Consider the following 14359-nt stretch of genomic DNA (forward strand, 5'->3'; position numbering starts at 1 on the left):
GCCATGGCGAACCAGGAACAGCTCGTCGACTACCTCAAACGAGTGGCGACCGATCTGCATGACGCTCAGCAGCGCCTCCGCGAGGTGGAGGCCCGGGACCGCCAGCCGATCGCGATCGTCGGTATGGCCTGCCGGTTCCCTGGTGGCGCGGACACTCCGGAGGCCCTGTGGGAGCTGGTGTCCGCGGGCCGTGACGCGGTCTCCGCCATGCCGGACGACCGGGGCTGGGACCCCGGCATGTTCAACGACTCCGGCGAGACGGGCACCAGCTATGTGCGCGAGGGCGGATTCGTGCGCGGCATGGCCGACTTCGACGCCGACTTCTTCGACATCTCGCCGCGCGAGGCGCTCGCGATGGACCCGCAGCAGCGCCTGTTGCTGGAGACCGCCTGGGAAGCCATCGAGCGCGCCCGTATCGACGTGACCTCCCTGCGCGCCACAAAGACCGGCGTCTTCATCGGCGGAAGCACCATCTACTACGCCGGCACCGGCGCCGGCGCCCCGCAGGACGTCGCCGGGTACATGGCCACCGGGCTGGCCGCGAGCTCGATGTCGGGCCGCATCTCCTACACCTTCGGCCTCGAGGGTCCCTCCTTCACGGTGGACACCGCCTGTTCGTCGTCCGGGGTGGCTCTGCATCTGGCGGTGCAGTCGCTGCGCAAGGGCGAGAGCTCGCTGGCGCTGGCCGGCGGGGTGTGCGTGATGGCGACACCCGGCACCTTCCTGGAGTTCAGCAAGTTGAACGGGCTGGCCGCCGACGGCCGGTGCAAGGCGTTCGCGGCGGCGGCCGACGGCTTCGGGCCCGGCGAGGGCGTGGGCGTCCTGCTGGTGGAGCGGCTGGCGGACGCCGAGCGCCTCGGACACCCGGTGCTCGCCGTGATCCGCGGCTCCGCGATCAACCAGGACGGCGCCTCCAACGGCCTGACCGCGCCCCACGGCCCCGCCCAGGAACGCGTGATCCGGGCCGCGCTGGCCGACGCCCAGCTGTCCGCCCGGGACATCGACGTGGTGGAGGCGCACGGCACCGGCACCTCGCTGGGCGACCCCATCGAGGCACAGGCGCTGATCGCCGCGTACGGCAGAAGGCGGGGCGAAGGCGCCCCGCTGTGGCTCGGCTCGGTCAAGTCCAACATCGGGCACACCCAGGCCGCCGCCGGCATGGCCGGGGTGATCAAGATGGTGCAGGCGCTGCGGCACGGCGTCCTGCCGAGCACCCTGCATGTGGACGAACCCACACATCAGGTGGACTGGTCCGAGGGCACCGTGAAGGTGCTGACCGAGGCGCGGCCGTGGCCCGGGACCGGCGGCCCGCGCCGGGCCGGGGTCTCCTCCTTCGGCATGAGCGGCACCAACTCGCACGTCATCCTCGAAGAAGCCCCCGAGGCTCCCCAGATCCCCCAGGTCCCCCAGATCCCCCAGGCCATCGAACTGCCGGTGGTCCCTTGGCTGGTGTCCGGGCGCGGCGAGGCGGCGCTGCGCGCCCAGGCCGCCCGGCTGCGCGACTTCCTCACCGAGCGGCCGGAAGCCGACCCGACCCGCGTCGGGCTCGCCCTGGCCGGCTCGCGCGCCGCCCAGTCGCACCGGGCCGCCGTGGTCGCCGCCGACCGCGACGCGCTGCTGGCCGGGCTGGCCTCCCTGGCCGACGGGGTCCCCGCCGGCCATGTGGTCACGGGTGTGCCCAGCCCCGGCGAGACGGTGTTCGTCTTCCCCGGCCAGGGCTCGCAGTGGGCCGGCATGGCCCTCGACCTGGCCGACGCCTCCCCGGTGTTCGCCGAACACTTCCGCCGCTGCGCGCAGGCCGTGGAGCGGCACACCGAGTACACCGTGGAATCGGTGCTCAGAGGCGAGCCGGGAGCCCCCTCCCTGGAGCGGGTGGACGTGGTCCAGCCCGTGCTGTGGGTGGTGATGGTGGCGCTGGCCGAGCTGTGGCGGTCCTACGGCGTGGAGCCCGCGGCCGTGGTGGGCCACTCCCAGGGCGAGATCGCGGCGGCCTGCGTCGCGGGCGTGCTGTCCGTCGAGGACGCGGCCCGCGTCGTGGCGCTGCGCTCCCAGGCGCTGCCCGAGCTGTCCGGCCGCGGCGGCATGGCCTCCGTGGCGCTCCCCGTCCAGCAGGTCGGGAAACAACTGGAGCGCTGGGACGGCCGGCTGAGCGTGGCCGCCGTCAACGGCCCCTCCTCGACCGTGGTCTCCGGCGACGTCGACGCCCTGGAGGAGCTGCTGGAGAGCTGTGAGGCCGACGGGGTGCGCGCCCGGCGCGTCCCCGTGGACTACGCCTCGCACTGCGCCCACGTCGACGCGCTGCGCGACCGGCTGGCCGAGGACCTCGCGGGCATCGCGCCCAAGCCGGGCTCCGTCCCGCTGTACTCGACCGTCACCGGGCAGCGCATCGACGGCACCGCCATGGACGCCGGGTACTGGTTCACCAACCTCCGTCAGCAGGTGAGGTTCGAAGAGGCCACCCGGGCGCTCCTCGACGACGGGCACAGCGTGTTCATCGAGTGCAGCCCGCACCCGGTCCTCGTCATGGGCGCGCAGGAGACCGTGGACGAGGCAGGCGTCAATGCCACGGCCCTCGGCACCCTGCGCCGGGACGAGGGCGGCTGGGACCGCTTCCTCCTCGCGCTGGCCCAGGCCCATGTCCATGGCGTCGAGGCGGACTGGGGCCGGGTGTTCCCGGCCGGCACCGGCCCCGCCGACCTGCCCACCTACGCGTTCCAGCGGCGGCGCTACTGGCTGGACGCCACCGACGGCGGAGCCGGTGACCCCGACCGGCTCGGCCTCGCCGCGGCCGGCCATCCGCTGCTGGGGGCCGTCACCGTCCTCGCCGAAGGCGACGAGGTGGTCCTGACCGGCCGGCTCGGCCTGGACACCCATCCGTGGCTGGCCGACCACGCGGTGGCCGGCGCGGTGCTGGTGCCCGGCGCCCTGTTCGTGGAGCTGGCCGTCAGGGCCGGTGACGAGGTGGGCTGCGACTGGCTCGAGGAACTGGTGCTGGCGAGCCCGCTGATCCTGCCCGACCAGGGCGGCACCCACCTTCAGCTCGTGGTGGGCCGCCCCGACGGCGAAGGCCGCCGCACCCTGAACGTGTACGCACGCCCGGCCGACGAGAGCGGCCGGCCGTGGCTGCGGCACGCCACCGGCACTCTGGCGCCCGGCCCGGACGCCGAGCCGTACGACCTCGCCCAGTGGCCGCCGGAAGGCACCGAGCCCGTGCCCGTGGACGGCTGCTATGACCAGCTGGCCGAGGCCGGCTACCGCTACGGCCCCGCCTTCCGCTGCCTGCGCGCCGTGTACCGCCGCGGGACGGAGGTCTTCGCCGAGGTCGTCCTCCCGGAGGAGCAGCGCGGGCAGGCCGCCGCGTTCGGTGTCCACCCGGCGCTGCTGGACGGTGCCCTCCAGGCCAGCGGGTTGCCCGAAGTACGCGGTGGCCAGGGCCGGATGGCGCTGCCGTTCGCCTGGAACGGAGTGTCCCTGGCCGCCACCGGCGCCGAGCTGCTGCGCGTCAGGCTCGCGCCCGTCGGCGACGACGGCATGTCCGTCCACGCCACCGACGCCGCGGGCCGCCCGGTGATCTCGATCGACGCGCTGGTGACCCGGCCGTTCACGCCCGAGCAACTCCAGGGCGGCGGCGAGGACATCGGCGACGCGCTCTTCCGTGTGACGTACACCCCCCTGACCGGCGCCCCGGTGGGCGGCGCCATCGACGGCTGGGCCGCCGTCGCCACCGGCACCACACCCACCTGCTACGGAGCGCCCCGTTACGACGATCTGGACGCGCTCGCCGCCGCGGTGGACGGCGGCCTGCCCGTCCCGCTGGTGACACTGCTGCCCTGCGAGCCGCTGCCGGACGACACCGACCTCCCCGGCGCGGTGCGCCACCGGCTGGGCGAGGTGCTGCACTCCGTGCAGCGGTGGCTGGCCGACGAGCGGTTCGCCGACTCCCGGCTGGTGGTGGTCACCCGGGGCGCGGTCGCCGCCTCCGACGGCGAGGACGTCACCGACCTCGTGCACGCCCCGGTGTGGGGCCTGATCAGGTCCGCGCAGTCCGAACACCCGGACCGGCTGGTCCTGGTGGACCTGGACGGACCCGCGCTGCCCGGGGCCCTTGCCCCCGCGGTCGCCGCGGGCGAGCAGCGGATCGTCGTCCGGAACGGGACGGTACGGGTGTCCGCCCTGGTCCCCGCGGCGTCCGGCGCCGCCCTGACCCTGCCGGAGGACCCCCACTGGCGGCTGGACATCACCGGCCCCGCCACCCTGGAGAACCTGGCCCTGGAGGCGGCGGAGGAGCCCCCGCCGCTGGCCCCGGGCCGCATCCGGGTCCGGGTCCGCGCCGCGGGCGTCAACTTCCGGGACGTGCTGATCGCGCTCGGGATGTACCCGGGCGACGCGGTGATCCGGGGCAGCGAGGGCGCGGGCGTGGTGGTCGAGGTGGCCCCGGACGTGACGTCGGTGGCCGTCGGCGATCGCGTGATGGGCATGTTCCAGGGGGCGTTCGGCTCGACCGCCGTGGCGGACGCCCGTTCCGCCGTGCCCGTCCCGCCCGGCTGGACCGACGAGCAGGCGGCGGCCGTGCCCATCGCGTTCCTGACCGCCTGGCACGGGCTGGTGGACCTGGCCGGTCTGAAGGCCGGCGAGTCGGTTCTCGTCCACGCGGCGGCGGGCGGCGTGGGCATGGCCGCCGTGCAGATCGCCCGCCACCTGGGCGCCGAGGTGTACGCCACCGCGAGCCCCGCCAAACACCACGTCCTGGAGGCCATGGGCATCGACGCCGCCCACCGCGCCTCCTCCCGCGACCTGGACTTCGAGGACGCCTTCCCGAAGGTCGACGTGGTCCTCAACAGCCTCGCCGGCGAGTTCACCGACGCCTCGCTGCGCCTGCTGGCCGACGGCGGCCGGTTCGTGGAGCTGGGCCTGACCGACGTCCGCGACCCCGAGCAGCTCGCCGAAACGCACCGCGGCGCCCGCTACCGCGTCCTCGACCTCGGCGCACCGGGAGAGGAAGGACTCGGCCGGATCCTGACCGAGGTACTCGCCCGGTTCGCACGCGACGAGCTGACCCACCCTCCGGTACGCGTCTTCGACATCCGCCGGGCGCGCGACGCGTTTCGCCTGATGAGCCGGGCCGCACACATCGGGAAGATCGTGCTGACCCTGCCCCGGCCCCTCGAACCGGACGGCACGGTCCTGGTCACCGGCGGCACCGGCACCCTGGGCGGCCTGATCGCCCGTCATCTGGTCAGCCGCCACGGGATACGCCACCTGCTGCTGACCGGCCGTCAGGGCGCACAGGCGCCCGGCGCCGCCGAACTGCGCGAGGAGCTGGCCGCCCTGGGCGCCACCGTGACCGTCGAGGCCTGCGACATCGGCGACCGCGACGCCCTCGCCGGGCTGCTGGCCGGCGTGCCCGACGCACACCCGCTGACCGGTGTGGTGCACTGCGCCGGCGTCCTCGACGACGGCATGGTCGACTCCCTGACCCCCGAGCGGCTGGCCCGGGTCCTGCGGCCGAAGGCCGACGGCGCGGCGCACCTGCACGAGCTCACCAAGGACGCCGATCTGGCGATGTTCGTCATGTTCTCCTCCATCGTCGGGGTGAACGGCAACCCCTCGCAGGCCAACTACGCCGCAGCGAGCGCCTTCCTGGACGCCCTGGCCCACCACCGCCGGGCCCACGGCCTGCCCGGTCAGTCCCTGGCCTGGGGCATGTGGGAGGAGACCAGCCGGCTCACCGGCCGGCTGGACGACGGAGACCTGGAGCGCATCCGCCAGGCCGGCATGGACCCGCTGCCCACCGAGCAGGCCCTGGCGCTGTTCGACCGGTCGTACGCCGCGGGTGACGCGCTGCTGGTTCCGATCCGGCAGGCCACGGCGGCCTCCGGCAGCCGCCCGGCGGCCGGCCGCACCAGGGCGCGGCGCGTGGCCGACAGCGGCGCGGCGGGCACCGGCGGTCCGTCGCTGGCGGAGCGGGTCGCCGCACTGCCGGAGGCGGAGCGCGAGGATTACGTACTGGAGGCGGTGTGCGCGCACATGGCGGCCGTCCTCGGCCACGGCTCGGCCGACGAGATCGCCCACGACCGCACGTTCAAGGAGTTGGGCTTCGACTCGCTGACCGCGGTCGAACTGCGCAACCGGCTCTCGGCCGCGACCGGCCTGCGCCTGCCCGCCACGCTCATCTTCGACTTCGCCCACCCACTGGCCCTCGCCCAGCACCTGCGCGAGCGGATCGCCGCGCCCGCCGACCCGGCCGGGAGCGCACCCACCGACCCGGCCGGGAGCCCGCCTCCGGACCCGCGTGAGAGCCGGGTGCGCGAGGTGCTGGCCGCCGTCCCGCTGCGGCGGCTGGAGGAGTCCGGCCTGCTCGACGCGCTGCTGCGGCTGGGCGAGGAACCCGACACCACCGACACCACCGAAAGCGCAGACAGCACCGACAGTGCGGACAGCGCCGATTTCGCCTCGATGGAGCTGGAAGAACTGGTGGACATGGCCCTGCGCAACGGCGATTCCTGACGTGTGCCGTCCCCTCGGAGGAATGTCATGACGGTGGCCAACGACAAGATCGTCGAGGCCCTGCGCGCCTCGCTGCGGGAGGCCGAGCGGCTGCGCAAGGAGAACGACCGACTGCGCGCGGCAGCCCGGGAACCCGTCGCGATCATCGGGATGGCCTGCCGCTACCCCGGTGGCGTCGAGTCCCCGGACGACCTGTGGACCCTGCTGACGGAGGAGCGGGACGCGATCGGCGCCTTCCCACGCGACCGGGGCTGGGACCTGGACGGCCTGTGCGGTCCCGACGCCCACCCGGCGGTGCGCAGCGCGGTCGCGGAGGGGGGATTCCTCGGCGGCGCGGCCGAGTTCGACCCCGGGCCCTTCGGGATCTCGCCGGACGAGGCGTCGGTGATGGACCCCCAGCAGCGGCTGCTGCTGGAGCTCGCGTGGGAGGTGTTCGAGCGGGCCGGGATCGACCCGCGGTCGGCCGGCGGCCGGCGCTACGGAGTCTTCGTGGGCACCACCGGACAGGACTACACCCCCCACCTGAAGGACGTCCCCGACGAGCTGCTCGGCCACCTCGCCTCCGGCGGTTCGAGCGCCGTGCTCTCCGGCCGTATCGCCTCCGTCTTCGGCCTCGAAGGGCCCACGGCCACCCTCGACACCGCCTGCTCCGGTTCCCTGGTGGCGCTGCACCTGGCCTGCCGGGCGCTGCGCGGCGGCGAGTGTTCCATGGCCCTGGCCGGCGGTGTCACCGTGATGTCCAGCCCCGACTCGTTCATCGGCAGCGGCCGGGGGATAGGGCTGCCCGTCGCGGCCCGCTGCCGCTCGTTCGCCGACGGGGCCGACGGGATCGCCTTCGCCGAGGGGGCGGGCGTGGTGCTCCTGGAGCGGCTCTCCGCCGCCCGCGCGCACGGCCACCCGGTGCTCGCCGTCGTGCGTGGCAGCGCGATCGGCCAGGAGGGCGCCACCAACGGCGCGAGCGCCTCCAACGGCCCCGCCCAGCGCAGGCTGATCAGGCAGGCGCTGGCCGACTCGGAGCTCGAGCCGCACGAGGTCGACGCGGTCGAGGGCCAGGGCACCGGCGGCCTGCTCAGCGACGCGGTCGAGGCGCGGGCGCTGGCGTCCGTCTACGGTGAGGGCCGCCCCGCCGACCGCCCGTTGCCGGTGGGGTCGGTGAAGTCCAACCTCGGCCACACACAGGGGGCCAGCGGTGTGGCCGGGGTGATCAAAATGGTGCAGGCCATGCGCCACGGCGTGCTGCCGCGCACCCTGCACACCGAGGTGCCGTCACCGCACATCTCCTGGGAAGAGGGCCGGATCCGGCTGCTCACCGAGGCCACCCCCTGGCCCGCGACGGACCGGCCGCGGCGGGCCGGGGTGTCCGCGTTCGGATTCGGGGGCACGGACGCACACGTGATCCTGGAACAGGCACCACACCTGGACCATCCCGTGCCGCCGTCCCCGCTGCCGGAGGCGGAGGCGGGACGAGGGCCGGCGGCCGCCGGTGTGGTGCTCTGGCCGGTCTCCGGCTGCGACCCCGACGCGCTGCGCGGGCAGGCGACGCGGCTGCTGGCCCACCTCGACCGGCGGCCCGAACTCCGGCCCGCCGACGTCGGCCTGTCGCTCGTGACGTCCCGGGCCGCGCTGACACACCGCGGTGTGGTCGTCGGCGAGAGCCGCCAGGAGCTGCTGGACGGCCTGCGGGCGCTGGCCGGGGGAAGGGGCTCGCCCCGCGTCGTCCAGGGCTCGGCCGGACGCCGCCACCGGCTCGTCGTCCTGCTCACCGGCCACGCCCTCGCGCCCGGCACCGGCAAGCAGCTGTACGACGCCTTCCCGGCGTTCGCCGACGCGTTCGACGCGGTGTGTGCGGAGCTCGACGCCCCCGTGGGATCCGAGGCCCGTGACGCGATGCTCACCGGCCCGGCCAGGGACTTCGCGATCCAGGTGGCGCTGTTCCGGCTGGTCGAGTCGTGGGGGGTACGGCCCGGCGTCGTACGCGGCCACGGCGCCGGCGGGCCGGCCGCCGACCACCTCGGCGGGCGGCTGACGCTGTCCGAGGCGTGCGCGGCGCTGACCGGCTCGCCCCACCCGGCGGACACCCCGCGGGACTTCGCCGCCACGGCCCGCACCCTGGCCCGGGAGGGCACCGTCTATCTCGAACTGGGCGGCCATGAACTGGCCGAACTCCTCGACGGCGAGGGGCTGCCCGCGGTGGCCGCGCTGCGGCCCGGAGCCGGGGAGGTGGCCGCCGCGGCCGCCGCCCTCGCCCATGTGCACGCCCACGGCACCGCCGTGGACTGGCCGGCGGTGTTCGCGGGCACCGACGCCCGCCGGGTCGACCTGCCCACGTACGCCTTCCGGCGCGCACGCTACTGGCGCGCGGCGTTCGACCTGGGCCGGGTCGACGGGGCGCGGTGAGACCGCCCGGAGCGGGGTGAGGGGCCGCACCGACCGGTACGGCCCCGCACCCCGCTCGGACGGCTCTCAGGCTTCGGCGCCCAGCTTCACCGGCAGCCGGCCGAGCTGGCGGGTGCCCGGGACGGGGCGCCACGTCAGCTCCTTCTCCGGCACGGCCAGGGTCAGCTCCGGGAAGCGGCCGAAGAGCGTCTCCAGCGCCAGCTCCGCCTCCTGGTTGGCCAGCATGGCTCCCAGGCAGTAGTGCGGTCCGCGCGAATAGGCGACGTGCTGCGCGCCCCCACCGCCGGAAGAGCGGGTGATGTCCAGCCGCTCGGGGTCGGGGAAGCGCCGCGGATCGTGGTTGGCGGCGCCCTGCACGGGCAGGACGACCTCGCCCTTGCCGATCGGCGCGCCCGCGACCACGACGTCCTCCGTGGCGTACCGCGGCTTGCCGAAGACGATCGGACTGCACCGGCGCAGCAGTTCCTGCACGGCTCCGGGCAGCAGCTCCGGCCGGCTCCGCAGCAGCGCCCGCTGGTCGGGGTGGGTCAGCAGCGCGAGGACGCCGTTGCCGATGAGACCGGCGGTCGTCTCGTGCCCGGCGACCACCAGGTGGAACAGCATGGTGACCAGTTCCGTCTCCGACAGCCGCCCGCTGTCCTCGCTCCGCGCCTGAATGAGCGCGGTGATCAGGTCGTCGGCCGGCTCGGCACCGCGCCGCTCGACCAGCGTGCGGAGGTAGGCGGTCGACTCCGAGAGCACACGGCTCAGCGAGAGGGCGTCGGTGTAACCGTGGCTCCACTCGCGCCACATCGCCCTGTCCTCGGCCGGCACGCCGATCAGCTCGCAGATGACCGCGATGGGCAGGCGGTGGGCGAAGTGCTCCATCAGGTCGACCGTGCCGTCCACGGCGCGGCCCGGCAGACCGTCGACCAGCTCGTCCGTCAACGCCCGTATCCGCGGTTTCAAGTCGGCCACCCGCCGCGCCGAGAACGCCCGCGCGACGAGCGTGCGCAGCCGTGTGTGATGCGGCGGATCGAGCTGTGTGATGGCCTCGGCGAGATGGGGAACGAGGTCCTTGGACAACCCCAGCCAGCGCAGCGACTCGGCGTGGTGATCCGTCGTACATCCCGGGATCGACCGCGAGTTGCTGACGAAGCGCTCGTCGGTGAGCACGGAGACCACGTCCTCGTAGCGGGTGATCACCCACGCGTTCCGGCCGTCCGCCACGCGCGCCAGGGCGACGGGCGTCTCCTCCCTGATCCGCCCGAAGCCGCCGTACGGATCGGCGGTCAGCTCGGCCGCGTTGATGGCGAACGGGCAGCGGTCCGGTTCGCCGGGCGTCTCGGCCTCACCTGCTGGTGTCATCTTCGGGCCTTCCGTCGTCGGCCATCCCTGCGGGTGATGATCGCCCATCCCGCTTAAGCAGTCCTGTCACCGGGGCGGGACCCGAGGCGGTGACCCGAGGCGGGGCGCGGGCCGGTTCGGTAGGTCCGCTTAAGAGCGCTCGGCGAGCATGAGCCCTTGCCATTCCCGTTCCGAAATCACCGCTCCGTTGGTCTCAGCGATGCGGGGAAGCAGGGAGAACACGGTGATCAACGAGCGCAACCGCAAGTCGATCGCGCGCGAACACAGCCGGCGCCTGAGTGCGGGCGATGTCGACGCGCTCCTGGAGCTGTACGCGAAGGACGCCACGTTCGAGGACCCCGTGGGGGCCGGCGGCCGGGCCGGACACGAGGCGCTGCGCGCACACTTCGAGAGCGCGGTGGCCGGCAACGTCGCCGAGACCGTCGAGGACACGGTGGTCGGGCAGGACGGCGCGCATGTGCTGTCCCGGATCACCGCGGTCATGGACTACCGGCCGCGCGGCCCGGAATACGCCGACCGCGGCTGGCTGCCCGCGCCGCAGGCCGCGGAGCCGTCGGGCCTGCGCTGCCACTACGCGCTGCTGCTCCGCGTCGGCGAGTCCGGCCTCATCGAGGACATGCGGGCGTTCTGGGGCCGACCCGACATCGAGACATCGGCCGACGGCGCGGCGGAGTCCTTCCGCGGTCCCGAGTCCATCACCCCCGACGAGGCGGCTCTGCGGCAGCTGCCGTACACCTACGCCCGGCGGCTGGAGTCGGGCGATGTGGCCGGGACCGTCGCCCTGTTCTCGGACGATGTCGTCTTCGAGGACCCGGTGGGGCGCATGAAGCTGTGCGGCAAGGAAGCCCTGGCCAAGCACGTGGCCCACGGCTCGGCGGGCAAGGTGAACGAGATCCTGGGACGGCCCGTGTCCTCGATGGACGGACGGTTCGTGGTGATCCGGGGGGACGCCCGGATCTTTGTGCCGGAGAAGATGCGCATGCGCATGATCACCGTCTGTGAACTGAACAAGGACGGCCTGGGCGTGCACATCCAGGGCTTCTGGGGGATCACGGACACCACCTTCGGGGACATCGGGCCGGACCCCGCCCGCTGACTGCCGTCCGGCGCAGCGGCGCCGAGGAGCGGCAGGAAACGGCAAGACGCACTTAAGCCGCTTGGGACACCCTCGTGACGGTGTCCGAGGCGATAGACGAATGCCACATCAGGCGAGCCCGTTTCGGAGGGACTTCCGCGCCATGACCACACCGACACGTGCCGTCGTCCTGGGCGGCGGATGGGCCGGCATGCTGACCGCCCATGTGCTGGCCCGCCATCTGGAATCCGTGACCGTGGTGGAGCGTGACCTCCTCCCCGACGGACCCCTCCACCGTAAGGGCCAACCACAGGCCCGCCACGTCCACATACTCTGGTCAAGCGGCGCGGGCATCGTCGAGAACCTGCTGCCCGGCACCATCGAACGGCTGCTGGCGGCCGGCGCCCGCCAGATCGGCTGGAACCGCGACCTGGTGACCCTGACCGCCTCGGGCTGGCAGTACCGCTTCCCGGCCACCACCTACGCCATGATGTGCACGCGTCCCCTGCTCGACTGGGTGGTGCGTGACGCGATCCTCTCCAGTGGCCGTATCGAGGTGCAGCAGGGCACCGAGGTCGTCGGCCTGGTCGGAGACCGCTCCAAGGTCTCCGGAGTGCTGGTGCGTGACGTGGCCGGCGGCGAGCCCCGGCCGCTGGAGGCGGACCTGGTGGTGGACGCCACCGGGCGGGCCTCGCGCCTGGGCCGCTGGCTGGCGGGGCTCGGCCTGTCGGCCGTCGAGCAGGACGTGGTCGACGCCGGCGTCGGCTACGCGACCCGCATGTTCAAGGCGCCCGAAGGCGTGAGCGGCACCTTCCCCGCGGTCATGGTCGCCGCCGACCACCGCACCCGGAGCCCCGGCCGCTTCGGCGTGGTGTACCCCCAGGAGGGCGGCCGCTGGCTGGTCACCCTCACCAGCACGCGTGGCGCCCCGCTGCCCACCCACGAGGACGAGTTCACGGGCTTCGCCAAGATGCTGCGGCACCCGATCGTCAGCGACCTCATCGGCGTGGCCGAGCCCATCAGCCCGATCTTCCCCTCGCACTCGGGAGCCAACCAGCGCCTCTACCCCGAGCGCATGGCGCAGTGGCCGCAGGGCCTGCTGGTCATCGGCGACTCGCTGGCGGCGTTCAACCCCGTCTACGGCCACGGCATGAGCACGGCCGCGCGCGCCGCCGAGGCCCTGGACACGCAACTGGCGGGCGACGCCTTCGCCTTCGCCGAGGGCGGCACCCAGCGGGTCCAACGGGCGCTGAGCGAGATGGTCGACGACCCGTGGATCATGGCCGGGCTCAAGGACATCCAGTACGTCAACTGCCGCATCCGCACCGACGACCCGCGCCTGACCGACCCGGACACCCCCGAGCGGCTGAGGTTCTCCGACTACGTCGCCGACCGGTCGATCCGCTCGCCGAAGGTCAGCGAGGTCGCCACCAGCGTGCTCAGCCTGAACACGCCGCAGAAGGCCCTGGGCGACTCCCACTTCCTGTCGCTGCTGCGGACCGACACCAAGTACCCGGAGCTCGTCGAACCGCCGTTCCACCCGGACGAGCTGGAGATGGTGGGGCTCAAGCCGCCCGGCAACGCCGCGAACGGCGTGCTCGGATAACCCACCCCGCAGGCCCCACATCGAGAGAGGTACAGCCATGGAACCCATCGAAGAGCCGACCGGCGACAGCCGACTGGCCGAGCGGCTCACGACCGCGACGCCGGAGGAGCGCGAGCAGCTCCTGCGCGGGCTGGTGCTCCGCCACGCCGCCGAGATCCTCGAAGCTCCGGAACTCGACGAGGAGAGCAACTTCGTGGAGAACGGCCTGACCTCGCTGCGGGCCCTCCAGCTGTCCAAGGCCCTGATGAACGACACCGGGCTCGAAGCCCCCCTCGTCGCGATCGTCGAGCACCCCACGCCCACCCTGCTCGGCAAGTTCCTGTCGGAGACCTACGAAGCGGACGCGGCCTAGGCCTGTCCGGTAGATCTTGACGCCTGCGGCGGGCCTTGCCCCTCCCCGCCCCTTCCCGGCCCGGAGCCGCACATCGACACTGCGGGAACGGGCGGGGAGGGGAACAGCGTCGATATGCGGCTCCGCCGCGTGGCCGCCGGACACCCCCGGCACCCGTCTTGTCCTTTCTCCAGGAGGCATGGGATTTCCGCCATGAAGCTGTCCGTTGCCGTGGACCACGGAGTGACGTTGCGGGTGCGGCACCGGCCGGGCGGCGACGGTCGGCCGTTCCTGCTGCTCCACGGGCTGAGGTCCAACGCCCGGATGTGGGACGACGTGGCCGACCGGCTGGTGGCCGCCGGCCATCCCGTCTACGCGCTCGACATGCGCGGGCATGGTGACTCCGACCTGCCGGAGCACGGATACGACAACGCGACCGCCACGGCCGATCTGGTCGCCGTCTGCCGCGAGCTGCGGCTGACCGGGGCGCTGCTCGCCGGTCACTCCTGGGGCGGGAACCTCGCGGTGCGGCTCGTGGCCGAACACCCGGAGGTGGCCGCCGGTCTCGCGCTGGTGGACGGCGGCTGGATCAGCATGGTGGACACCTCTCAGGGCGGCCCCGCCCGGGAGAAGGTCGTGGAAATGGTCGGGCGGGCACACTCCCAGGTTTCCGGGATGACCGCCCAGACCCTGCGGGAAACCCTGCGCGGCCTCCACCCGACCTGGTCGGCGGCCGCCGTCGAGGCGACCCTCGCCGACCTGGCCGAAGGGCCGGACGGGCTGCTCGTCCCGCGGCTGCCGCTGGAGAAGCTGCTGTCGATCCTGGAGAGCATGTGGGAGGACCCGCCCGCCCGCTGGTACCCCGCCATCACGGTGCCCGTGATGCTGTGCAGCACCCTGCCCGTGCAGGTCCCCATGCTGAGCGACCTGGCGCGGAAGTGGGTGGCGGAGGTCGAGGCGGCCCTCCCGCAGGCCGACCCCCGCTGGTACGTGGGCGCCGACCACAACGTGCACGCGGATCACCCCGCGCGGGTGGCCGGCGACCTGCTCGACCTGGCGGCCACCGTGGACAAGCCGGCATCGGAAAGGCCCTGAC

The 14359-nt window shown here is 73.7% G+C and carries 7 protein-coding genes; 6 read left to right on the forward strand and 1 reads right to left on the reverse strand.

Translation table 11 applies throughout. The features are described from left to right. Positions 1-3 precede the first annotated feature (3 nt). Together ABTY62_RS38845 and ABTY62_RS38850 are read left to right on the forward strand one after the other, a co-directional pair. A complete protein-coding gene (locus ABTY62_RS38845) occupies positions 4-6507 on the forward strand; it encodes an SDR family NAD(P)-dependent oxidoreductase (RefSeq protein WP_352134079.1) in 6504 nt (2167 codons plus the stop codon). A 27-nt stretch (positions 6508-6534) separates the two neighbouring features. Next, entirely contained in the window at positions 6535-8904 is a 2370-nt protein-coding gene (locus ABTY62_RS38850; RefSeq protein ID WP_352134080.1) for a type I polyketide synthase, read from the forward strand. Between the two features lie 66 nt (positions 8905-8970). On the opposite strand, the gene ABTY62_RS38855 is transcribed toward ABTY62_RS38850, so the two are convergent. Further along, positions 8971-10251 carry a cytochrome P450 family protein gene (locus tag ABTY62_RS38855; protein ID WP_352134081.1) on the reverse strand — a complete coding sequence of 427 codons (1281 nt, stop codon included), beginning with the start codon at positions 10249-10251 and terminating at the stop codon, positions 8971-8973. 223 nt (positions 10252-10474) lie between these two features. On the opposite strand from ABTY62_RS38855, the gene ABTY62_RS38860 reads away from it, so the two are divergent. The 4 genes from ABTY62_RS38860 (at position 10475) to ABTY62_RS38875 (ending at position 14358) form a co-directional block, all read left to right on the forward strand. Continuing rightward, positions 10475-11347, forward strand: coding sequence for a nuclear transport factor 2 family protein (locus ABTY62_RS38860; RefSeq protein WP_352134082.1), 873 nt, complete (start codon positions 10475-10477; stop codon positions 11345-11347). A 142-nt stretch (positions 11348-11489) separates the two neighbouring features. Next, a complete protein-coding gene (locus tag ABTY62_RS38865) occupies positions 11490-12932 on the forward strand; it encodes an NAD(P)/FAD-dependent oxidoreductase (RefSeq protein ID WP_352134083.1) in 1443 nt (480 codons plus the stop codon). 37 nt (positions 12933-12969) lie between these two features. Next, positions 12970-13284 (forward strand): acyl carrier protein, encoded by a 315-nt coding sequence (locus ABTY62_RS38870; RefSeq protein ID WP_352134084.1) that lies wholly within the window; start codon positions 12970-12972, stop codon positions 13282-13284. 192 nt (positions 13285-13476) lie between these two features. Beyond that, positions 13477-14358 (forward strand): alpha/beta fold hydrolase, encoded by an 882-nt coding sequence (locus ABTY62_RS38875; protein ID WP_311725223.1) that lies wholly within the window; start codon positions 13477-13479, stop codon positions 14356-14358. Position 14359: the final 1 nt, after the last annotated feature.

The sequence above is a fragment of the Streptomyces sp. NPDC097640 genome (genome assembly GCF_040302705.1).
Classification (GTDB): Bacteria; Actinomycetota; Actinomycetes; order Streptomycetales; family Streptomycetaceae; genus Streptomyces.

What these genes read in the sequence shown, in the direction of transcription:
- ABTY62_RS38845 (WP_352134079.1), top strand. Translation starts at nt 4, where the DNA reads ATGGCGAACCAGGAACAGCTCGTCGACTACCTCAAACGAGTGGCGACC.
- ABTY62_RS38850 (WP_352134080.1), top strand. Translation starts at nt 6,535, where the DNA reads ATGACGGTGGCCAACGACAAGATCGTCGAGGCCCTGCGCGCCTCGCTG.
- ABTY62_RS38855 (WP_352134081.1), bottom strand. Translation starts at nt 10,251, where the DNA reads ATGACACCAGCAGGTGAGGCCGAGACGCCCGGCGAACCGGACCGCTGC.
- ABTY62_RS38865 (WP_352134083.1), top strand. Translation starts at nt 11,490, where the DNA reads ATGACCACACCGACACGTGCCGTCGTCCTGGGCGGCGGATGGGCCGGC.
- ABTY62_RS38870 (WP_352134084.1), top strand. Translation starts at nt 12,970, where the DNA reads ATGGAACCCATCGAAGAGCCGACCGGCGACAGCCGACTGGCCGAGCGG.
- ABTY62_RS38875 (WP_311725223.1), top strand. Translation starts at nt 13,477, where the DNA reads ATGAAGCTGTCCGTTGCCGTGGACCACGGAGTGACGTTGCGGGTGCGG.